The sequence below is a fragment of the Halobacteriovorax sp. genome, from assembly GCF_048381875.1.
In the GTDB taxonomy this organism is placed as follows: Bacteria; Bdellovibrionota; Bacteriovoracia; order Bacteriovoracales; family Bacteriovoracaceae; genus Halobacteriovorax_A; species Halobacteriovorax_A vibrionivorans.
On record NZ_JBLXBP010000001.1, the window covers coordinates 520,856 to 542,333 of the forward strand.

24 protein-coding genes are annotated in these 21,478 nt (G+C 36.7%); 12 read left to right on the plus strand and 12 right to left on the minus strand.

The window, feature by feature from the left end; all coding sequences use genetic code 11:
• Positions 1-6 precede the first annotated feature (6 nt).
• Entirely contained in the window at positions 7-882 is an 876-nt protein-coding gene (speE, locus tag ACN5L8_RS02395; protein WP_419172198.1) for a polyamine aminopropyltransferase, read from the plus strand.
• A 12-nt stretch (positions 883-894) separates the two neighbouring features.
• Positions 895-1,359: an EVE domain-containing protein gene (locus ACN5L8_RS02400; RefSeq protein ID WP_419172199.1), complete on the plus strand. Its 465-nt coding sequence runs from the start codon at positions 895-897 to the stop codon at positions 1,357-1,359.
• Here the strand turns inward: ACN5L8_RS02400 and ACN5L8_RS02405 are convergent.
• The 5 genes from ACN5L8_RS02405 to ACN5L8_RS02425 all read right to left on the minus strand — a co-directional run bounded on the left by ACN5L8_RS02405 (position 1,339) and on the right by ACN5L8_RS02425 (position 6,900).
• Positions 1,339-1,596, minus strand: coding sequence for a hypothetical protein (locus ACN5L8_RS02405; protein WP_419172200.1), 258 nt, complete (start codon positions 1,594-1,596; stop codon positions 1,339-1,341). The genes ACN5L8_RS02400 and ACN5L8_RS02405 overlap by 21 nt on opposite strands.
• 89 nt (positions 1,597-1,685) lie before the next feature.
• Positions 1,686-2,834 (minus strand): hypothetical protein, encoded by a 1,149-nt coding sequence (locus ACN5L8_RS02410; protein ID WP_419172201.1) that lies wholly within the window; start codon positions 2,832-2,834, stop codon positions 1,686-1,688.
• Positions 2,835-2,926: 92 nt separating this feature from the next.
• The gene (gene speA / locus ACN5L8_RS02415; protein WP_334678445.1) at positions 2,927-4,840 is read right to left on the minus strand and encodes a biosynthetic arginine decarboxylase; all 1,914 of its coding nucleotides are present in this window, start codon (positions 4,838-4,840) and stop codon (positions 2,927-2,929) included.
• Positions 4,837-5,748 (minus strand): agmatinase, encoded by a 912-nt coding sequence (gene speB / locus ACN5L8_RS02420; RefSeq protein WP_419172202.1) that lies wholly within the window; start codon positions 5,746-5,748, stop codon positions 4,837-4,839. Before speB ends, speA begins: the two co-directional genes overlap by 4 nt.
• Positions 5,749-5,766: 18 nt before the next feature.
• Positions 5,767-6,900 carry a M14 family zinc carboxypeptidase gene (locus ACN5L8_RS02425; protein WP_419172203.1) on the minus strand — a complete coding sequence of 378 codons (1,134 nt, stop codon included), beginning with the start codon at positions 6,898-6,900 and terminating at the stop codon, positions 5,767-5,769.
• An 88-nt stretch (positions 6,901-6,988) separates the two neighbouring features.
• Between ACN5L8_RS02425 and ACN5L8_RS02430 the strand changes: the two genes are divergently transcribed.
• The 3 genes from ACN5L8_RS02430 (at position 6,989) to bfr (ending at position 8,770) form a co-directional block, all read left to right on the plus strand.
• On the plus strand, positions 6,989-7,891 hold the full coding sequence (locus tag ACN5L8_RS02430; RefSeq protein ID WP_419172204.1) for an ATP-grasp domain-containing protein: 903 nt from the start codon (positions 6,989-6,991) through the stop codon (positions 7,889-7,891).
• A gap of 105 nt (positions 7,892-7,996) precedes the next feature.
• Positions 7,997-8,212 (plus strand): (2Fe-2S)-binding protein, encoded by a 216-nt coding sequence (locus ACN5L8_RS02435; protein WP_419172205.1) that lies wholly within the window; start codon positions 7,997-7,999, stop codon positions 8,210-8,212.
• A 72-nt stretch (positions 8,213-8,284) separates the two neighbouring features.
• Positions 8,285-8,770: a bacterioferritin gene (gene bfr, locus ACN5L8_RS02440; RefSeq protein WP_115363064.1), complete on the plus strand. Its 486-nt coding sequence runs from the start codon at positions 8,285-8,287 to the stop codon at positions 8,768-8,770.
• Positions 8,771-8,794: 24 nt separating this feature from the next.
• Here bfr and hemH read toward each other — a convergent pair whose 3' ends face one another.
• Positions 8,795-11,233 (minus strand): ferrochelatase, encoded by a 2,439-nt coding sequence (gene hemH, locus ACN5L8_RS02445; RefSeq protein ID WP_419168412.1) that lies wholly within the window; start codon positions 11,231-11,233, stop codon positions 8,795-8,797.
• Positions 11,234-11,297: 64 nt separating this feature from the next.
• On the opposite strand from hemH, the gene queF reads away from it, so the two are divergent.
• A complete protein-coding gene (gene queF / locus ACN5L8_RS02450; RefSeq protein WP_419172206.1) occupies positions 11,298-11,882 on the plus strand; it encodes a preQ(1) synthase in 585 nt (194 codons plus the stop codon).
• 21 nt (positions 11,883-11,903) lie between these two features.
• A complete protein-coding gene (tatA, locus tag ACN5L8_RS02455) occupies positions 11,904-12,116 on the plus strand; it encodes a twin-arginine translocase TatA/TatE family subunit (RefSeq protein WP_334678441.1) in 213 nt (70 codons plus the stop codon).
• A gap of 3 nt (positions 12,117-12,119) precedes the next feature.
• Here tatA and ACN5L8_RS02460 read toward each other — a convergent pair whose 3' ends face one another.
• From ACN5L8_RS02460 to rpsP, 3 genes are all read right to left on the minus strand, one after another.
• Positions 12,120-12,488, minus strand: coding sequence for a response regulator (locus tag ACN5L8_RS02460; protein WP_334678440.1), 369 nt, complete (start codon positions 12,486-12,488; stop codon positions 12,120-12,122).
• A 113-nt stretch (positions 12,489-12,601) separates the two neighbouring features.
• Positions 12,602-12,841, minus strand: coding sequence for a KH domain-containing protein (locus ACN5L8_RS02465; RefSeq protein WP_021267274.1), 240 nt, complete (start codon positions 12,839-12,841; stop codon positions 12,602-12,604).
• Positions 12,842-12,898: 57 nt separating this feature from the next.
• Positions 12,899-13,147, minus strand: a complete 249-nt coding sequence (gene rpsP / locus ACN5L8_RS02470) for a 30S ribosomal protein S16 (RefSeq protein ID WP_115363074.1) — start codon at positions 13,145-13,147, stop codon at positions 12,899-12,901.
• Between the two features lie 137 nt (positions 13,148-13,284).
• Between rpsP and ACN5L8_RS02475 the strand changes: the two genes are divergently transcribed.
• Together ACN5L8_RS02475 and ACN5L8_RS02480 are read left to right on the plus strand one after the other, a co-directional pair.
• The gene (locus ACN5L8_RS02475) at positions 13,285-13,998 is read left to right on the plus strand and encodes a TatD family hydrolase (RefSeq protein WP_419172207.1); all 714 of its coding nucleotides are present in this window, start codon (positions 13,285-13,287) and stop codon (positions 13,996-13,998) included.
• Entirely contained in the window at positions 13,953-15,014 is a 1,062-nt protein-coding gene (locus tag ACN5L8_RS02480; RefSeq protein ID WP_419172208.1) for a tRNA dihydrouridine synthase, read from the plus strand. Before ACN5L8_RS02475 ends, ACN5L8_RS02480 begins: the two co-directional genes overlap by 46 nt.
• Before the next feature lie 3 nt (positions 15,015-15,017).
• On the opposite strand, the gene ACN5L8_RS02485 is transcribed toward ACN5L8_RS02480, so the two are convergent.
• A complete protein-coding gene (locus tag ACN5L8_RS02485; protein WP_115363080.1) occupies positions 15,018-15,470 on the minus strand; it encodes a MerC domain-containing protein in 453 nt (150 codons plus the stop codon).
• Between the two features lie 196 nt (positions 15,471-15,666).
• Here ACN5L8_RS02485 and ACN5L8_RS02490 point away from each other — a divergent pair, with 196 nt between their 5' ends.
• Positions 15,667-16,413 (plus strand): hypothetical protein, encoded by a 747-nt coding sequence (locus tag ACN5L8_RS02490; RefSeq protein ID WP_419172209.1) that lies wholly within the window; start codon positions 15,667-15,669, stop codon positions 16,411-16,413.
• A 34-nt stretch (positions 16,414-16,447) separates the two neighbouring features.
• Here ACN5L8_RS02490 and mgtE read toward each other — a convergent pair whose 3' ends face one another.
• Both mgtE and ACN5L8_RS02500 read right to left on the minus strand, forming a co-directional pair.
• Positions 16,448-17,782 carry a magnesium transporter gene (gene mgtE, locus ACN5L8_RS02495; RefSeq protein ID WP_115363082.1) on the minus strand — a complete coding sequence of 445 codons (1,335 nt, stop codon included), beginning with the start codon at positions 17,780-17,782 and terminating at the stop codon, positions 16,448-16,450.
• A gap of 80 nt (positions 17,783-17,862) precedes the next feature.
• Positions 17,863-18,720, minus strand: coding sequence for an MBL fold metallo-hydrolase (locus tag ACN5L8_RS02500; RefSeq protein WP_419172210.1), 858 nt, complete (start codon positions 18,718-18,720; stop codon positions 17,863-17,865).
• 147 nt (positions 18,721-18,867) lie between these two features.
• Between ACN5L8_RS02500 and ACN5L8_RS02505 the strand changes: the two genes are divergently transcribed.
• Positions 18,868-19,539, plus strand: a complete 672-nt coding sequence (locus ACN5L8_RS02505) for a succinate dehydrogenase cytochrome b subunit (protein ID WP_115363086.1) — start codon at positions 18,868-18,870, stop codon at positions 19,537-19,539.
• Positions 19,539-21,473, plus strand: coding sequence for a fumarate reductase/succinate dehydrogenase flavoprotein subunit (locus ACN5L8_RS02510; RefSeq protein WP_419172211.1), 1,935 nt, complete (start codon positions 19,539-19,541; stop codon positions 21,471-21,473). The genes ACN5L8_RS02505 and ACN5L8_RS02510 overlap by 1 nt, the downstream gene beginning before the upstream one ends.
• Positions 21,474-21,478 lie beyond the last annotated feature (5 nt).

The following is a 21,478-nucleotide window of genomic DNA, read 5'->3' on the forward strand; positions in this document are numbered from 1 at the left end:
GTTACCATGTATAGCAATCTATGGATCGAAGAAAGATATAAAGATTTTTACGCAATGAGATATAAAGTAGAAAATGTTCTCTACTCTAAGAAGACTGAATTTCAAACTGTAGACGTTGTAGAAACAAAGGGGCATGGAAAGATGCTTCTTAACGACGGCCTAGTTATGGTAACAGAAAGAGATGAAATCGCTTATCACGATATGATTGCTCACGTTCCATTATTTGTTCATCCAAATCCAAAGAATGTTCTTGTAATTGGTGGTGGTGACGGTGGTACAGCTCGTGAAGTTCTACGTCACTCTTCAGTTGAAAAGTGTACGATGGTAGAAATCGATGGTGCTGTTTGCGAAGCTTGTATGGAATTCATTCCACAAACGGCCGAAGTTTTAAAAGGTCATCCTAAATTAGATCTTATCATCGGTGACGGTGTTAAATTTGTCCAGGAGTTCCAAGCTACGAATGAGAAATTTGATGTCATTATCATCGACTCAACAGATCCAATCGGGCCTGCAGCTCCACTATTTGGACCAGAGTTCTACACAAATGTTAACAAGTGCCTTGCTGATAACGGTATCGTTGTCTCTCAAGGAGAATCTCCTTGGTTTGAAGCAGAGATTCAAAAGAGCATGCTTGGTGTTTTAAATGATATTTTCAAGAATACATTTATCTATAATTTCTCTAACCTAACTTATCCAGGTGGGCTTTGGTCATTTACATTTGCAACAAAAGGTGACACCCACCCAATCAATGACTTTAGAAAAGAAGCTGTGGCAGCAAGTGGCCTAGAATTTTCTTATTATAATGAGGGGCTTCATCAAGCTGCATTCTATCTTCCTACTTTTATGAAGAAGAATCTTGAAGGACTAATACAAAATCCATAATAAGGAATCGTCATGCAATACTGGCTCTTTAAAAGTGAACCTGATGCTTTCTCAATTGATGACCTTGCCAAAAGGCCCAAGCAAACTGAATCTTGGGATGGGGTAAGAAATTATCAAGCACGAAACTTCATGCGCGATGAAATCAAGATGGGAGATAAGGTCTTTTTTTATCACTCAAGTTGTAAAGAGCCAGCGATTGTTGGAATAGCAGAAGTTGTAAAAGAGTCACATCCTGACAAAACTCAATTTGATAAAAATTCAAAATACTATGACCCTAAGGCAACAAAAGAAGAACCGCGATGGTTTCTCGTTGATATAAAGTTTGAAGAAAAGTTTGAAAAACAACTCAGCTTAAAAGAGATGAAAGCTGATAAACGATATGATGAGATGCCACTAGTTAAGAAAGGCTCTCGCCTATCAATAATGCCTATCCCTAAAAAGATTGCCAAACTAATTTTAAAAGATGTAAAAAACTAGACCTTGAAGAAACTCACGTCCAAAACTTGTATAACTCAAAAAAAGAGTTGCAAAGCTTAAGATTAGGCCAATTGCAAAGAAGCTTAAAATTACGATTCCCGTTCGTCCAAGCAATGATTTAATTGGCTGCTTATAATAGAGAGAAAGATGAGAGAGATCATTATGGCCGTGGGTACCACCAAACTGGTGAACCTTTGCTCCGCCACCTTCTTGATTATCAAAGTCTTCTGCTGCCATAAATTCCCCAATACCCTCTTAACTTTATTAAAGCTAAATAGAGTATCGGTAGAATTTAAGTAAAAATTAAATTTGAGTATTTTGGCGGTTTATTGAATTAATGAAGCTGTTTCAACTAAAGGGTCCTGAGAGCTTGAAACAAGGCCCGTAGAGGCTTTAGTATCTGTAATTACAGAGCTTTCCTCACTATCAGCATCAATATTTGGATCATCGAGATCATCTTCAGCAATAACGACAGAGTCAACTAGAATCTCTCTTACAAGATCTAATTTATCACAAGAAATTTCATTCACACTATCTAGCTGTTCTTTCAAGTCCATCAACTGAGAGCTTAGATCTTGCTTGGCCTCTAATTCTAAATTAAATTGCTCTAAGCAACTAGTGAGACGATCTGTTAGATCCTGTTGTCCAGATCTTACTTCTTGTTCGAGGTTAGAAAGAAGCCCAATGGTATTATTGAAGAACTTGGCCAAATTACGACTTAGCCCTTCAAGCTCGACACTACTTTGAGTTAATTCGCTATCATTGCTAAGTGAAGCTTGTACATCAACTCTAAAACTTAAAGTCTTAAGATGAAAAATAAGATCTTTCATATCTTTAAACTCATTCATAAATGTATCAAAGAGTTCATGAAATTTAATCTCATCCTGTTCTTGAGTCTGCTCATTATCTTTCTTATGCTTTAAGCTATCAGACATTTCTTTTTCAAAATCAATAAGCTCTCTGCGAGCATCTATTAAAGAATTAACAACAGAATCTAGCGACTTGCTAGTATCTTCAACGAGAAGTAATTGATCGTTAATATCATCGCTTGCTGCAATAACTTCTAGATCATCTGCTTCCATTTTTTCAATATCAGACTTTAAACGATTTGAATCTTCGATTTCTTGAGAAAGCTTAATTTGAAGCGAATGCTTACTTTCTTTTAATTCTGAAAGTTCTTCATTGATTCGCTCTAGCTCTAAACTTAGTAACTCTTTATCATTGTGGATTCTTACTTTTGCATAATACTCTTTGATCATTGGGATAATTGCCAAGATAGCAAAAGCAATGGCAGAGGCCATAAAAATTAAGTTCAGAAGGTTTCTATTTAAGAACCAGTTATATATTAACGCTCCATGCGTAAGCAAGGCCAATGCACAGATAATTAAGTAATTTGTTTTTGATTTTGGATTTGTATTCTTTCCAGAAGCTGATTTAGTGGCCTCTTTTAACTTTTGATCAAACTTTAATGACATGTTATCGATCCCTGATAAACTCTTTTAACTTCAATGTTAATATAATTATTAGACACTAAAGTAAGTAAGTCAATTATCAGGGACCAATATTTTTACGAAAGGTAGGTATAACTCTTTAAGCAGCTCTCATAGAAATCAACTAATGACACACCGTCACGAGGTCTAATTGTTCCCCTAGCGACTTGTTTATCAATTGATCTTTTAACCTTAAACGCCATATATTCTGGATTATACTGCATCGTCGATAAAACATTACGTGCAGAAGAGCCTGGAACGGTCTCTTCAATGTAGAAGCCTTTAGGGTCATGCTTATCAGCGTATACATGTACTTCATTCACGCGGCCAAAAAGATTATGCATATCACCCATTACATCCTGATAAGCACCAGTTAGAAAAATACCAATATTATATTGCTCCCCTTCTTTTAACTCGTGTACAGAAAGTGTTTTCTTAAAGCCTTCATCTGGGTCATAAAAGCGGTCGATCTTCCCATCACTATCACAGGTAATATCAGCAAGAGTTGAACGCTTTGTTGGCCTTTCATTTAATCTTGTTAATGGAACAACAGGTAAGACTTGTTCAATTGCCCAGCTATCGCATGCAGATTGAAAAACAGAAAAATTACAAAGATACTGGCCACTTAAGCTATTTTCAAGTTCTGCAATTTGTTCGGTTTGAAAATCTTCATCAGGAACAAGATTATTGATCTGCTTAAGAATTTGTAAGTGAAGTGTCTCGATCTTTGCACGCTCTTCTAATTCTAAAATACCAAGTTTGAAAGCATGGATTGAATCAGACTTAATCTTCACAGAGTCATTATAAGCTTCTTGCCAATTTTTACTTTTATCAAGGAGCTCTTTTACTTGTCTCATCTCAGTAACAAGATGATGCTCTCCTGTCTTCTTCTTCGTTGAAAATTCAATCTTTGTATTATCAATTTCACCTATAATATTTGTAATGACACAACTGTGATGTGCCGTCATAGCACGGCCACTTTCAGTAATAATATGTGGGTGCTCAACATTTTCAAGATCACAAACTGTTTTAAGGCCGTAGACGATATCTGTTATATAATCACTAATAGAATAATTTATAGACGAATCATTCGTTGAATTTGTTCCATCGTAATCAACACCGAGTCCACCTCCAACATCAAAATACTCCAGAGGTGCACCAATTTTTTGCATCTTACAATAGATACGAGAGCCTTCTTCAATGGCCTCTTTAATCGAGCGAATATCTGTGATTTGAGATCCGATATGGAAGTGAAATAATTTAAGTGCACCTAATTTCTTATGCTTTTTTAAATATTCAATTGCTAGAATAATTTCAGATGTCGTTAGACCAAACTTGGCCTTTTCTCCACCACTTGACTCCCACTTACCACGACCTTTAACAGTCATTCTTCCACGTATTCCAATATTTGGGATAACACCATATTCTTTTGAGAGCTCTACAAGCATCTTAAGTTCAGAAAATTTTTCAATAACAACAAAGATCTTACGCCCAATCTTAGTTCCTAAAATAGCAAGTCTTAAATAATCACGATCTTTATAACCATTAAGAACAGTTAGTGAATCGATATTTGTATTATATGCTAGAGCAGATAAGAGCTCAGGCTTTGACCCAGCTTCAAGCCCATAATTATATCGTGAACCTGCATCAACAATTTCTTCAACAACTTCTCTCATTTGGTTAACCTTAACAGGATAAACCCCAAAGAACTTTCCACCGTAATCTTCTTCATCAATAACTTTTTGAAAAGTACGATTGAGAAGCTTTACTTGAGAGCGAAGAATATCATGGAATCGAATAACAAGAGGAAGGCTTAGGCCTTGCTCTTTAGCATCCTCGATTACATCATCGATGAGAATTCCTACATCTTTTTTTGGATTAGGCGTTGCCTTAAGCTTTCCACTTTCATCTATTTTAAAATAACCATTACTCCACTTACTAACATTGTAGAGTCGGTCTGAATCATCAATTGTCCAAGTACCATTTGTCATTTTATGGCCCCTTTTGTTTTCGAAGTTAGAAGAAGAATTAATTCCCTAACAACTTTTGCTGCAAATACAGAACTATTTCCTGTTGAATCAATTTCAGGAGAAAGCTCAACTACATCACATCCAACAATATTCTTCTCTGTTAGGATCTTAACAAAACTAATAAAAGAATGAAAATCTTCACCACCTGGCTCTGGAGTACCTGTTCCAGGAAAGAAGCTTGGATCAAAGTAGTCGAGATCCAAAGTTAAGTATATTGGCCTATTAGAGTCGATTTTAGATACTCTCTCAAGAAATTCCTTGCGAGACTTAGCAATCGATCCAGTTCTATTCATATATTCATATTCTTCTTTTGTTCCAGAGCGAATACCGTATTGAATTAGCTCATGCCCTTCTTTGAAGTGATCAAGACTTCTTTTAATGATTGAAGCATGTGAATAATGATAGCCTAAGTAACCATCTCTTAGATCCGCATGGGCATCTAAATGTATGAGAACGAGATCATCAAAATCATTCAGATATTTTTTAATCGGAGCATATGAGATGGAATGCTCACCACCTAGAGTCATAAGTTTGATATCATGTTCTTCAAAGTTAATTTGACTAAAGTTATCCTCGAAACATTTCGTGGCCTCTTGCCAACTGGCCTCAGTTTGATCTTTTACTGGCAAATTTCCAAGATCATAGAAAGTATAATCTTCAGTTGTTAAGTCAAGATATGGTGAATATGTTTCTATACCATCTGAGACTTCTCTTAGGGCATCAGGCCCAAGGCGAGTTCCCTTTCGAAAACAAGCGGTACCATCAAAGCCAAAACCGATGAGAGAAACAGATGACTCTCTAAGTTCATCAGTAGCAATTGACATATCATATGGAGTTTCAGGCGCGATTGGCCCTTTTAGTTTTAACATTGCACTTCTCCAAAAAGTCTAATCTAACTTTTCTTTATTCCTATTAGCGGCAAACTCTCGACGAGTCATGGGTGCATGAAAGAGAGCGAAATCGATTGATTCACGAAACATCTTCCAATATTTCTTATGGTTACGATTATCACTTGAAGGCAGCTCAAGTGTATAAGTTGGTATCTTCCTTTCATTCCCAGCATAGTTGCCTAGGCTTCCAGGAAAGAAGGGATAATTTTTAACACGATAGCCATTTGCTTTCTCACTCATAACATTTAATAACTCTTCTGCTTTTAGGGCCAGGCCATCTTCATCATGAACATGATTACTTACAACTGGGCCATCATAGTCGAGAATCGTAAGAGGAGCATGTACAGTAATAATCTTATCTGGGTTATACCTAGCAATGATATTTACTTGAAAGATCGTTTCTTGTTCTGAATTTGCACGAACTCCAGGATAGCGTCTCTTCGCTGCTCGGTAGCGTGTCTTCCAAAGCTTTAAAGCTTTCTTATCCCAATCTTTCGTTGGGAAGTTGCGATTTGGATCGATTCCACGAGCATTCGTTCTCGTAGGTCTTCTTTTGAAAAAAGAATCTGGTGACACAATTGGTGCCACTGCTACTAAGTTATTTTTAAGTTTCTTCTGTCCTTCAACAGTAGCGACTTCATGATAGAGGTGATGTAAAATATCAAAGCAGAATTTAATTGGTGTAATCTCATCCCCATGTACGCCACAAAAAATGAGAGTCATATTCTTTGGCTCGATACGGTGTTCAACTTCATCACCAAAAACAGTCCACATTATTGGCTGACCTAGGTGGCTATTTCTTACGTGAATCCACTTATAAGAATCACAATGAGATTTACCCCAACCATACTTACGAAATTTCTCATCTATCTTATTACAATAGTCTGAAACGGCCTTCGTATTTTCAACTTTAACAAATTCATTCTTATGAGAGTGATCTGTAAATTTTGAATCATCTAAAATATCTTTGCTCTTATCAGTCTTCTTAGACTTTGGGGGCCCGACTTTCTTTCGCGCAACTTTTAACTCCTCTTTCTTCTCATTAGAAATTTCAAGCATCTCAACACCTGAGCAGCTAATAAGTGTTAAAGTTAAGGAAAGAAAAAGAGAGATTTTACTTACTAAATTCATAATCACCAAAAGGGCATATTGTTAAAGTGTTATAATATCATATAATTAACAAATATTATCAATATTTTATCGAGTCAAAAGACTACTTATGCACAAGGCCATCAACTTCCTCATTATCACCACAAACCCCAATGTCTATGCTGCTAAGCAGTTAGAAAATCATATTGAGAAAGAAGGTCATCTAATTAACATTTGTTCACCTAAAAGTCTTGAAATAGATACACTAAAAAGTGCTGATATTATCATCAATCGAAACACTGGCTTAAATTATTCAGATAAGGATTTAGAACTTATTGAAGAAGTACTTAGGCCAGATAAACAGCTTTTAACTAACTCTCCTAATTGCTCTAGGATCTTAAGGGATAAATTACGACAGGCCGAATATTTAAGAAGTCTTATCCCTAATGAAAACCTAATTACTACCTATAGCTTGTTAGAATATCAAAAAGCACTTATCGACTCTCCAGAACAAAGAAAGTGGATTATAAAAACACGAAGAGGACAAAAGGCCAAAGGGATACATTCAAGCGTCGATCTTGAAAAAGATGCCAAAGACCTTATGGCCAAAGGTGATCATAATTATATTATTCAGCCCTACTTCCCTCTATCGAGAGAAATTCGTGTCCTAATTCTTAAAAGCCTAGATTCGAAACATTCTAAATTAATATATCTTGAAAAAAGACCATTAGATAAGAAGTCTCCATTTTATATTCTAAATTTTGAAAACTCCTCGCCAAGTTTAATCAAAGACAATCAAGTCCCTAAGGTTATTAAGGAATTGGTAGGTATTATCATAAATTCACAACTTGATTTTCACTTTATCACCATCGACTTCTTAGAAGATGAGAACGCTATGATAAAGCTTCTTGAAATCAATAGTTCTCCTGGCCTTGAAGGGGTATCAAATCTGCTACAAAAGCAGTCAAATTCCACCAATATTATTGAAACTTATCTTCAATACCTGAAATCAGATTTCAATAGACTTGTATAACGTACTGAAATCATATTAGGCAACTCTAAAAAATATATCGCAACTCAACTTTTTGTTTGATTATTAAAACTTTTGTCGATAAGATAGAAGCAGGAGACAGTTTATATGTATATTTGTATATGTAACGCCATTACACAAGATATGCTAGACAATGCGATAAAGCAGGGTCAGAGCGAAAAAGAAGTCATGAATAAGTTAGGGATTGGTAATTCATGCGGTGTTTGTGTACTTGAAAAAGTAAGCTCAGGTCTTGCGGCCAAAAAGAAAGCTGAAGCAAGTCAACAGACGGCAAAGAAAAACTTAACTCAATCAAAAAAATAATTTCTTGAAACACATTCACTTCTTCTATAGCATTAATCCATACAATTATTAATTTAATGAAAGGGTTTAATCATGAAAGGTGATCAAGACGTCATAAAAGCACTAAATGGTGTTCTTACAAAAGAGCTTACAGCAATTAATCAATACTTCCTTCACGCACGCATGCTTGAGGACTGGGGACTCGATAAAATCGGTCATCTAGAATACAAAGCAAGTATCGATGAGATGAAATTTGCTGATGAAGTAATTAAAAGAATTCTCTTCCTTGAGGGTTTACCTAATCTGCAAAAGCTAGAAAGAATCAGAATAGGTCAAAATGTTGAAGAGATTATCAAGTCAGACCTTGAAACTGAGGCAGAAACAATTCCATTATTAAAAGAAGCAATCGAGCTTTGTGAAAAGAAGCAAGACTATGTTTCACGTGATCTTCTATCGAAGATTCTTGACTCTGAAGAAGAGCATATTGATTGGCTAGAAACGCAACAAGAACTTATCAAAAAAGTTGGTGTTGAGAACTACATGCAATCTCAAATCGAAATGAAATCATCTGGCCACTAAGGCCGCATAATATAAAGCAGACTCTTAGGAGTCTGCTTTTGCTTCACTAGGCTTAGGTAACTTCGCCACCATTATAATAGGAATAATTAAAAATACACTTCCAATAAAATAAGGTGCTGCAGAGTTGTATCTCCAATAAATAAGAGATGCAATAATAGGCCCAAAGACACGGGCAAGAGCACCTAGAGATCTAAATACACCAATAACATGACCTTGATGATTTGATGGTGAGTACATTGAAACAAGAGAAGTTAAACAAGGTACAACTAATGATGATCCAATTGCTAAGAAAAAAAGACCTGCATAAACTAGCCAACTTGAAGAGGCCAATCCAATTAGAACAAGTCCAGGGATAATTGCAATAAGACCTTGAAGGGCCATCTTCCTCTCACCTACCTGATGAGCTTTTCTTCTAACATATCCTCCTTGAACCATTGCGAGAATAAATCCAATAAAGATAAACATATAAGCATTATCCATTGATGAATAATTTAGTCTCTCAGCAGCTAAGAATGTTAGAGTGAACTCCATTCCTGAAAATGCTAATAGGAATAAGAAGTATCCAAAGTTTGTTAAATTAACTCCTTCATATGGAAGAGGCTTAAATAACTTTAAAGGATTAGCACTTCTTTCAGTCTCATGCTTACCTCTTTTTTCCTCAGGTAATGTCTCATCAAATTTATTAAATAAATTAACAAGATTAAATAATGAAAGTAGTCCAGCAACAATGGCTGCCATAGAGAAAGGATTTATTCCAATAGACTCTAGTGCTGGATACATTTTTGTTAAATCAAAAAGAGATAAGATACCACCCATTGCAGGGCCAATAATAAATCCAAGTGCAAAGGCAATACCAATGATGGCCATTCCTTTTGAGCGATTCTTTCTAGTTGTCACATCAGCAACAACTGCTGTCGCTGTTGAAATATTTCCTCCCATAATTCCACCGATAAAACGCGCAAGAATGAGAATAGTAAAGTTGCCAGCAACGGCCCAGAGAACATAACTTACAAAGAGTCCAAATACAGAGATAAGTAGAACTGGTCTTCGCCCAATTCGATCGGAAATAGTTCCCCAAATTGGTGCAGCAACAAATTGCAATAAAGAATATAAGGCACCAAGGGCACCACCAAAGAGAACGATAGCAGAAAACTCTCCTGCTCCTCCTACATTTGTGAGTGTATCAATTGAGCCAAAGATTGCTTTTAAAAAGAAGTTATCAGCGTCAACCGTTAAGTAGTATTTGGCCAAGGCCGGAAATAATGGAAAGATAATTGAGAAACCAACGAGGTCTAAGAATAATGTTAAGAACACAATTTTTAGAGACTTCTTAGCATTGTCACTTAAGGGCTCTGATTCCATATTAACTTTTGGCATATCCATATACTTTTCCTCTTCAACTTCATATTCTAATTGTGCAACCTCATTAGGTTTGTCACAAAGTGTTTCTACATAATTGGCAAAACCTTCAGACCACTTCTGATCATCATTTAAACAAGGGATTGCATGTATTGTTGTTCCAAACTCTTCAACTTCTTCTTGTAACTCAGTACCAATTTCATCAACTGTTTCTAAACAATCTGCAACAAATGCAGGACAATAAACAGCGATATTCTTCTTTCCACTTTTAGCAAGCTCACAAACATAATCATCAGTATAAGGAGTTAACCACTCTTCACTTCCAAATCTTGATTGAAAAGTAAAATGTATGCGATGACTATCAATTTCTGAAACGCGATCTTTAATCAACTCAAAAGTTTCAAAGCAATGTTGATAGTATGGATCTTTTTTATAAATCACTCTCCTCTTTGGGATACCATGAAATGAGATAACTAAATCATCGATCTGTTCACTTTTTAACTTTTCATTAATTAGTCTTGCAGAGTTATCAATAAAAGCTTGGAGACGATGGAAATTAGTAATGACCTCAAAGTTAGGAATCCTAACCTTTGTCCCTAATAGCTTACCTAGAAAGTCTATCCCACTAGCAATTGTTGATTCTGAATACTGTGGAAACATAGGTATAACGATGAGCTTTTGAGCTGGATCCCTTCTCTCATCTAATTCTTTTTCCCACTTCGCATAGACATCAGCAACTCTAGGCTCACAAAGTAGAAAAGCGTGTTCAACTTCAATATGCTCAGGCGTTAACTCATTTACCTTATGAGTAAACTCCCGTGTGATACGAGTAAGAGGAAATTCATTGCCTTCCCAAATCCTGCTATATAAAGCAGCTGAGCGCTTAGGCCGAAATGGTATGACAAAGAGATTTAAAATAATCTTCCATAGAGTTGGATTAATATCAACAACTCTTGGGTCCCCTAAAAACTCTTTTAAATATGATCGTACATCGGAAACTTTTGGACTCTTTGGAGAGCCTAGTTGAACGAGAACGACTTTAATGACTTTCTTTGCATTTTTTTTAGATGCTGGAAAAGTTAATTGCTCATGACGCATTGTCATTGGTCCTTGATAGTGTTAAATTAGATGACTATAACCTATCAAAATAATTCAAGAGAGTCGATAAATGAGTGCATCGAAGAAATCTATCAAAAAGAAAGCAACAAAGAAAAAAACAGCGACAAAGAAGACGACTAAGAAAGCGCCAAAGAAAGGTCGTAACGTAGAAGAGCTAACAGCATTTGCCCTTGGTAGCGCAAATACACAATATCCAGATACATATGCTCCAGAAGTATTAGAAGCATTTGATAACAAGAATCCAGGCAGTGATGCATGGACAACATTTGTTTGTACAGAGTTCACTTCTCTATGCCCAAAAACAGCACAACCAGATTTTGCAAGAATCTATATCAACTATATTGCAGACAAGAAAATGGTGGAATCTAAGTCACTAAAACTATATCTGTTCAGCTTCAGAAATCACGGAGATTTCCACGAAGATTGTGTGCAAAAAATTTGTGACGATTTAACAAAGCTCATGAAGCCAAAGTTCATTGAAGTTATTGGTGAATTCACACCTCGTGGTGGTATTTGTATCTATCCATATGCCTCAAATTCCAATAATAAGAAGATTTATAAGGAAATTCGAGCAAAAAGGTTTAGCGAATATGCCCCAGGTAAGTATACAATGGACTTATCTAAAATTTATTAATTTAGCATAAAAGAGGATTTTATGAGTCTTGGAATAACAGAAAGTTTAATCATCTTAGCTATTATCATCCTATTATTTGGTGGTAAGAAGCTTCCTGAACTTGGTAAATCACTAGGAAAAGCAATTACAGGCTTTAAATCAGGACTAAAAGAAGAGCAAAACGAAGAAACAAATACAGCAAAGAAAATAACAGAACAGAGTGAAAATAAGAAAGATGACACCAAGAATAGCTAAAAGCTATTCTTGGATCACTGAAATAACTTGTTTGAGAGTAAAAGGCTTTGGAAGAATTCCAGAAACACCCATACCCTTAATAGAATCATCATTTATTGTGCAATCACCTGTGGCCAAAATAAACGAAGGCATATCCTCTTTAAGAAAGCCTCTGGCCTGACTCGCAAGCTCCATTCCATTCACCTCAGGCATCTGATAATCTGAAATAATATGAGAATAATGATTACTTCCTAAAGCGTTTAATGCTTCTTTAGCACCAGCACAAGCGTCAACTTCATAGCCCTCAGAAATTAGTGCATCTTGAAGAAGCTCTAATATCTCAACCTGATCATCCACAAGTAAAATACGCTTTGAATTCATAATTCTTTCCACACATCCTCCTAGGATTGGAAATTTGTTTATTGGTAGATGCTCAATTTTGAGCAAAAAAAAACCTATCTTTCGATAGGCTTTTTTAAAACATAAAAATTATTGATTCAAGTAAATTATTCTATAATTTCTAAAACAGATCTTTTTTTCAATTTTGTTGATGCAGCGTTAAGAATTGTTCTTAGTGCACGAGCTGTTTTACCTTGCTTACCGATAACTTTACCAAGGTCAGTCTTATCAACTTTTAATTCGATAACTGTTGTCTGCTCACCAACAATTTCATTTACTTCTACTTGCTCTGGCATATCAACTAGTGCGCGACTAACTGTGTCGATTAAATCTTTTAACTCACTCATCATGAACTCCTTCTACAAAAATGCCGTTATCGCTTAATTTAAGAAAAATCGAAATTCTTAGTTAAGAGTAATTTCGTTTTTCTTTAGAAGTGTTCTAACAGTGTCAGAAATTGTAGCACCTTTACCTAGTAGCTCAGAAATTCTCTCAGCTTTAACATCGATAAGGTTACCTTCTTTAAGTTGTGGATTGTATTGACCTAGTTTTTCACTAAATTTACCGTCTCTTGCATTTCTTGAGTCTGCAGCAACGATTGTGTAAATAGGCATGTGAGTTCTACCACCGCGTTGTAATCTAATTGTTAACATTAAGTACTCCTACATCTATAGTAACGCTATAATAATCAGTTTAAATATTTCTAAATAAATAATTGATTTTAAAAAGATAAGCAATATCTTTTTTCAAATTTTTAATTAGAACGGTAATGTATTAAAATATCTGTCATATGACAAGCAAAGAATCCCAGAGTGCAAAATTTATCGACCTCCACGGCCATCACAGCTCTTCTAAAAGCGAAGATAGAGACTTCTTATATATTTATTCCTACTCTCCCAAAATCAATGACTTACCTGAAGAGGGCCAATTCTTTTCCGCAGGTGTACACCCATGGGAGATTGAAGATGCAAGAATAAGCTTTGAAGGGGTAAAGAGATTATGTGGTGAAAGTAATTGTCTAATGGTTGGAGAAGCAGGACTTGATCGCTCAATCGTGGATGATAGTGACCTAGAACAACAAGAAGAAGTCTTTAAGTGGCATATTCAGCTAGCAAATGAGCTTAAAAAACCACTTATCATTCATAATGTGAAATGCCTGTCCGAAATTTTTCGCCTCCACAAGCAATACCCAAATCACTCGAATTGGGTCTTACACGACTTTAATGGAAGTCTTAGCGATATCCAAGAATGCCAAAAAAGAAGCATTGCCATGAGCCTTGGGCCACGCTTTTATGAATCTCAAACCGCAAGGATTGCTCATACAATTTCTGATCACAAAATTGATTTGAATCTTATTTTCTTTGAGACAGATGAGCGAGGTGATATTAATATCCAAACAATCTATGAAAAGTTTGCTCAAAAACAAGAAATAGAGATTGATGATTTAAAGGATAGAATTTGGCAAAACCTGAAGGCCCTTCTTGGCACAAATTTAACGAGTTAGTCCAATTTAAGGCCCTCCTGGCCCCAATGGTTGGACTCTCACATGTGGCCCTAAGAGATGCCCTACGTCCCTACTTTCCAGAGGATACACCAACACTTTGGACAACAGAGATGCTAAATTCGCGTCGAATTCCAGGCCAAAGGCTTGGGGAAACACCAGAGACCCTAAAGTCACAACAAGATATAAATCTCTATCCCCAAATTCTATGTAACGAAGAAAGATATATTCAAGATTCAATTCCAAAGCTAGAAGAATGGGGAGCAAAAGCAATTGATATAAATATGGGTTGCCCAGTAAAAAAGGCCTTAAAACATAATTATGGGGTCTCATTAATGGGTGATATAAAATATGCCTCCCAAGTTGTTTCTTGTGTAAAGAAATATGCCACTGTTCCAGTATCAGTGAAGCTAAGGGCCGGACTTCAATCAGATAAGGGCTTCTTACTTGAATTCTGCCATGCTCTTAAGGAAGGTGGAGCGGATTGGCTTATCCTCCACCCTCGCCTAGCAGAGCAAAAAAGAAAAGGAAGTGCAGATTGGTCACAAATTAGGCTTCTTCAAGAAAGTATCGATATACCAATTATTGGCAATGGCGATATTCAAGAAGCTCAAGATATCACTCGCATGCTTGAAGAAACTGGCTGCCAAGCCGCTATGCTTGGAAGGGCGTTAACAGCAAAACCTTGGATTATTACACAATATGCTTACGAAAGTGGACATCAGCTAAATAAATACCAAGAAGCAATAATAAATAAAGACCCAAGTGCCCACGCTGTCTTGTATGGAGAATTTGTGAAGTCCTATATTGAAGCTTGTTTTCGTTATTACGATTTTAAAGATGCTTTAAAGAGAATACGCTTCTTTCTAAAAGTGGGACACGTCTGGCTTAATTTTGGGCATAGCTTTTCAAAGAAGCTCTTTAAACTTGAGACGCTACAAGAGTACAAAGAAGCCATTGACCAATTCATGTCAAACTCTTCTCTTAAAATGTCAGCTCGAACAAATCTTAGATATTAATATTTAGTGATCGCAGTGATGACAGCGACAAAGCTTAATATTAAGCATATGGGCAGCAATCAATGCAAGTCCACCAATGATAGAAGCAACGATTTCAACTGGACCGATAGTATGAACATGGTGTGCATGTCCTGCGTGTTCTGCAAGTAGAAAGAGATGCTTAAAATGCCCAAATAAAATGGCCGCCATACCAAGAACACCGATAATAAGAGGTCTCTTATCCGAGTGAACCTTAAGATTCTTAACAAAAGCGTAGAGGCCAACAGGAACCACGATGAAGATAGAAAGACTGTGAATTAATGGATTTTCAAAGATACTTGCCACTGAAGGCGTAAACATCACCAATAAAGGGATTGCCATACAATGTAGGCAACATAGGACAGAAACGATAAGTCCCGCGCGATCCGCAGATTCGTTCAAATTTGTTACTTTTGTTTCTTCCATATCATTATCCATAATCGTCCAACTATTTATTATAAGTATATATAGAGAATTCTTAACTCCAAAGCAAGAAAATATTAAATTATTCAGGGTATTAAAGTGTTGAAAATACTTGCTAATGAGTTTACCGTATTAAGGTAATATTATTGATACCCATTCAAGAATGAATCGGTTGAGATTTTAACCAAGAAGATCGATAGCGAGGATAAAAATGAGCTTAGAAGATTTTTTAAAGAAGAAGAATAAACAGGCAAAACACGCCCTAACTTCTTCAAGTGATGAGATTCTAAAAAAGTGTAAGCATTTACTAGAGCGAATTCAAGATGAAGGTAGTGAGAAGTACGATGAACTCTATTACCACTTTCGTTTTCGTTACGACAAAGTAAATGTGCAAAAGCATAAACTTGAAAAATTCTATGAAGAATTAAAAGAAGAACTCGATCGTCTTGGTAAAGATCCAATGAAAGTCTTGGCCCAATATGAAGAGAAGATTGAAAAAGAGATTGCTTCTCTTGGCCATGGGGAAACATATCAAAATGTTAAAAAAGGGACTAAGAAGGCAATTAATCGCGTTAAGAAAGCGGCCAAAGATGTTTCTGATGAGATGGAAGAAACCGTTGAAGAGGTACGCAAAACAACGAAGAAAGTTGCAAGTGACTTAAAGAAAGCGGCCAAGAAGAAGGTTGTTAAAAAGGCGGCCAAAAAGACAGCTAAAAAGGCAGCAAAGAAAACTGCCAAGAAAAAGGTAGCCAAAAAGACTGCAAAGAAAACTGCGAAGAAAACTGCGAAGAAAAAGGTTGCCAAGAAGACAGCGAAAAAGAAAGTAGCAAAGAAAACTGCTAAGAAAACTGCCAAGAAAACTGCTAAGAAAACTGCCAAGAAAACTGCCAAGAAAGCTGCCAAAAAAACAGCAAAGAAGAAAGTGGCCAAGAAAGCTACTAAGAAAAAATCAAAATAAATACTAATACTAGGCCCTGAAATTCAGGGCCTTTCTATAAGAGTGCGTGAGCAATTGAAAAATAAATAATGATCCCCGTGACGTCACAAATCGTTGCAACAAAGGGAGTTGAAGCTGTAGCAGGGTCAAAGCGTAACTTTTTTAAGAGAAATGGCAGCATTGAGCCAACAAGTGTCCCCCACATTACGATACAAATAATACTACATCCAACAATTAAAGATATCTGAGCAAAGTTCACACCGTATGCTTCATTAGCATGAGGCCAAAAGTAAATTCTCATGAATCCAAAGATTCCAAGAATAAATCCCATAAAAAGACCTGAGCCTAATTCGCGAAAGAAGACGCGAAGAGAGTCACTATTTTTAACTTCACCTAGGGCAAGCGCACGAATAACGAGAGTCGAAGCTTGAGCACCTGAATTCCCACCAGATGAGATAATAAGAGGAATAAAAGTCACTAATGCTACTGTGTGAGCAATGGCCGCTTCAAAATGAGTCATGGCCGTCGCAGTTAACATTTGTCCGATAAAGAGTATAACAAGCCAACCGAGACGCTTTTTTGTCATCTCAAAGAAGCCTACTTCAAGATAAGGAGCATCAAGAGATTCGACGGCCGCAATTTTTTGCATATCTTCCGTGGTCTCTTCTTCAACGGCCTTGATAATATCATCAATTGTAATGATACCTTTCATTCTGAACTCATCATCAATAACCGGAAGAACAACTTGTTCAAAACGACTGAAGACGCGTCCAATTTCTTCCTGGTCCATATTATCAGGAATAGCAATGAGGTCATCTCCACTAGTCATCAGATCTGATACCTTTTGACCATCTCGTGCACCAAAGAGTTCACGAAGGGAAACAACACCTAGAAGCTTTTGAGTGGCATCGATTACATAAGTATAATAAATTGTTTCAACATTACTTAAAGTTTGAGTTCGAATATAGCGAATGGCCTCTTCAACATACATATTGGCGCGAAGTCGAATATAATTCGAATTCATTAAACCACCGGCCACATCTTCTGCGTAGGCCATAAGGGCCATGACTTCGATACGAGCGTGTTTTGCTAATAAGCTTAATGTTTCTTCAACTTGTTCAGGTTCAAGAAGCTGGAGAATATCTGCAAGATCATCATAGGCCAGGTCATTGGCCCATCTTCTTTTCAGGTCACGATCAAATTGTTCAAATAAGTCAGCTTGGTAATTCGAATCTAGTGAATCAAAGAAGTCACTTGCCTCTTCTTCTGACAAACTATTAAAAATCTCAAGACGCTGCGACTCCGAAAGAGACGGCCAGTCTTTTAAGGCAATACCAATTTTAGTAAATTGCATTGTCTTTTCAATTTCAGAATGAAATTCGTTTGTCATTATAATTACTCCAACATCTTACTTGTCGACATCGAATAATAAAACTTAAATAAAATTAGATAGTTATATTACTCAAGTTCCTACTTAAACTTTAAAGGAACTTTGATATAAGGGCCACCATCAGCTTCAGTAAATATAAACTCTCCGCCATTCATATTATATTGGATACTAGGTATAATTAATCTTGGCTCATTAAGCTGTGCATCTCGATTAGTACGAAACTCTAAGAACTCTTCCTTAGAAGTCGAGCTTTTACATTGGATATTGCTACGCTTTTGCTCACCTACTGTTGTTTTATATTTTATCTCACGCCCACCAGGTCCATAGTCATGGCCAACATAAATCTCACATTCATCATCAAGTGCGTAAATCTTTTGAATTGAATTGTATAGCTTATCTGCACTTCCCTTTGGAAAGTCACAACGTCCGGTACCCATATCAGGCATAAATATCGCATCACCTACAAAAAGGGCCTTCTCATTTACATAAAGACTCATACACGCAGGTGTATGGCCTGGAGTCTCAATAATTTTCACATTAATATCGCTACAAACATCAAAACACTCACCTTCTTGTGTAAGAATATCAAATTGCGAACCATCCTCTTTAACATTTGATGAAAAGACAGCATTAAATACACCCTGAACCAACTTAATATTCTTATGAATAACAACTTGCGCAGTGGGATAAAGCGATTTTAGTTTAGATGCTCCCGACAAATGATCGGCGTGAACATGAGTTTCAAAGATATACTTTAAACTCAATTCATTTTCTTTTAGAAATAAATCTATTTGATGGATATCTTCACTTGAAACACTACCACTTGCGTAATCGAAGTTCAGAACGGGGTCAACAACAATGGCCGTTTTTGAGACCGATGAATAAATGATATATGTCATTGTATTAGTGACCTTATCAAAGATAGAATGAACCAACATTTAGAACTCCTTTTCTCATTAACAACTTGTTGCACCACGCAGTAAAAAAACTACTAAAAATTCGCTTAAGTTTTGGTGATTTAAGGATTATAATCCAAATCAAATAACATTTAAAACTTTATTAAATCAGACAAAGGAAATGGATCAATGTCAGCATTACGCTTTTATTTGACGAACTCCATTGCTAAGAAACAGGTAATGGGAGTGACGGGACTACTTCTATGTGGATTCCTTTTTTCACACATGTTAGGAAACTTTTTATTAATCGCAGGTAAGGATGCATTCAATCAGTATGCATACACCCTTACTTCCAACCCGCTAATTTACTTAGCAGAAGCAGTTCTTTTAGTGATCTTCTTATCTCACATCTTTATGGCGCTTAAGCTTACGATTGAGAATAAGGCAGCTCGCCCAGTTAAGTACTACATGAAGCAACCGACAGGAAGAGGTTCGACATTTGCATCATCAACTATGCCTTACACAGGTATGTTGATTCTTTTCTTCCTTGTTATGCACTTAATTAACTTTAAGTACGGTGATGTTTACATGACAACACTTAACGGAATGGAAGTTCGTGATCTATACAAAACTGTTATTGATTATTTTGCTTCACCACTGAATGTTGGAATCTATGTACTATTTATGATTACAATTGGAATTCACGTATCTCACGGATTCTGGTCAGCATTTCAATCAATTGGCTTTAACCACCCTAAGTATATGCCAGCAATTCAATTCATTTCTAAGCTTTATGCTGTGATCTTAACTGTTGGTTACTCGACTATCGCTATTTGGTGTCACGTTAAGGGAGGAATGTAATGACAAATATTAAGAAGATGGATGGAAAAGTTCCTGCGGGAAATGACATCACAAAAGTTTGGACTGATCATAAATTCAAAATGAAACTTGTTAACCCTGCCAACAGACGTAAGTTTGATATTATCGTTGTTGGTTCAGGTCTTGCTGGTGCATCTGCTGCAGCAACTCTTGGTGAGCAAGGATATAATGTTAAGTGTTTCTGCCTACAAGATTCTGCAAGACGTGCTCACTCGATTGCAGCTCAAGGTGGTGTTAACGCAGCTAAAAGTTATCCAAATGATGGTGACTCGATTTGGCGACTATTCTATGACACTGTAAAAGGTGGAGATTATAGAGCACGTGAAGCTAACGTTTATCGTCTTGCTGAAGTTTCAAATAATATTATCGACCAATGTGCAGCACAAGGTGTTCCTTTTGCTCGTGAATACGGTGGGACACTTTCTAACCGTTCATTCGGTGGTGCTCAAGTATCACGTACGTTCTATGCTCGTGGACAAACTGGTCAACAGCTTCTTCTAGGTGCTTACTCTTCTCTAATGAAAGAAGTAGGACGTGGAAAAGTAGAAATGCTTACTCGTCGTGAGATGGTTGAGCTAGTAGTTGTTGAAGGTAAGGCCCGTGGTATTATCACAAGAAATGTAATCACTGGTGAATTCGAAAAGCACGCAGCTGATGCAGTTCTAATGTGTACTGGTGGATACGGAAACGTTTACTACCTATCAACAAATGCTATGACTTCAAATGGTTCAGCAGCATGGAAAGCCTATAAGAAAGGTGCAATGTTTGCTAACCCATGTTTCACTCAAATTCACCCAACTTGTATTCCAAGACACGGTGAAAACCAGTCGAAACTAACACTTATGTCAGAGTCTCTAAGAAACGACGGACGTGTTTGGGTTCCAAAGAAAGCTGGTGACTATAGAGCTCCAAATGATATTCCAGAAGAAGAAAGAGATTACTACCTAGAAAGAAAGTATCCATCTTTTGGTAACCTTGTTCCTCGTGACGTTGCTTCAAGAAATGCAAAAGAACAAATCGATCAAGGAAAATCTGTACGTGAAGGTGAAGAAGCTGTTTATCTAGACTTTGCATCTGCAATCGAGCGCGATGGTGAAGATGCAATTAGAGAGCGCTACGGTAACCTCTTTGATATGTATGAAAGAATTACTGATGAAAACCCATATAAAGTTCCAATGAGAATTTATCCTGCTGTTCACTACACAATGGGTGGTTTATGGGTTGATTACAACCTTCAAACAACAGTTCCAGGACTATTTGCTCTTGGTGAAGCAAACTTCTCTGACCACGGTGCAAACCGTCTAGGTGCTTCTGCACTTATGCAAGGTCTTGCAGATGGTTACTTCGTTGCTCCATACACAGTTCCAAACTACCTAGCTAGAGAAGGACTAATGGGTAAAAAAGTTGGTACAGATCATCCTGAATTCGACAAAGCACTTACTGATTCAAAAGAAAGATTCACAAAGCTTCTTTCAATCAATGGATCAAGATCTGTTGAGTCAATTCACAAAGAGCTTGGACGTATTATGTGGAACCACGTTGGTATGGCCAGAAATGAAAAGACTCTTAAAGAAGGTATTGAGAAAATCAAAAAACTTCGTGAAGTATTCTGGAAAGACGTTAAAGTTACAGGTACTCCAGATGGAATCAATATTGAGCTTGAAAAAGCAAATAGACTTGCCGACTTCTTAGAACTTGGTGAACTGATGGCACGTGATGCACTAGAGAGACCAGAGTCATGTGGTGGACACTTTAGAGAGGAATCTCAAACTGAAGAAAGTGAAGCCTTACGTGATGATGAAAACTACTGTCATGGTGCTGTTTGGGAATTCACTGGTCAAGATAGCGACCCAATTAGAAACGTTGAAGAATTAGACTTCCCTAACGTTCCACTAACGCAAAGAAGTTATAAGTAAGAGGT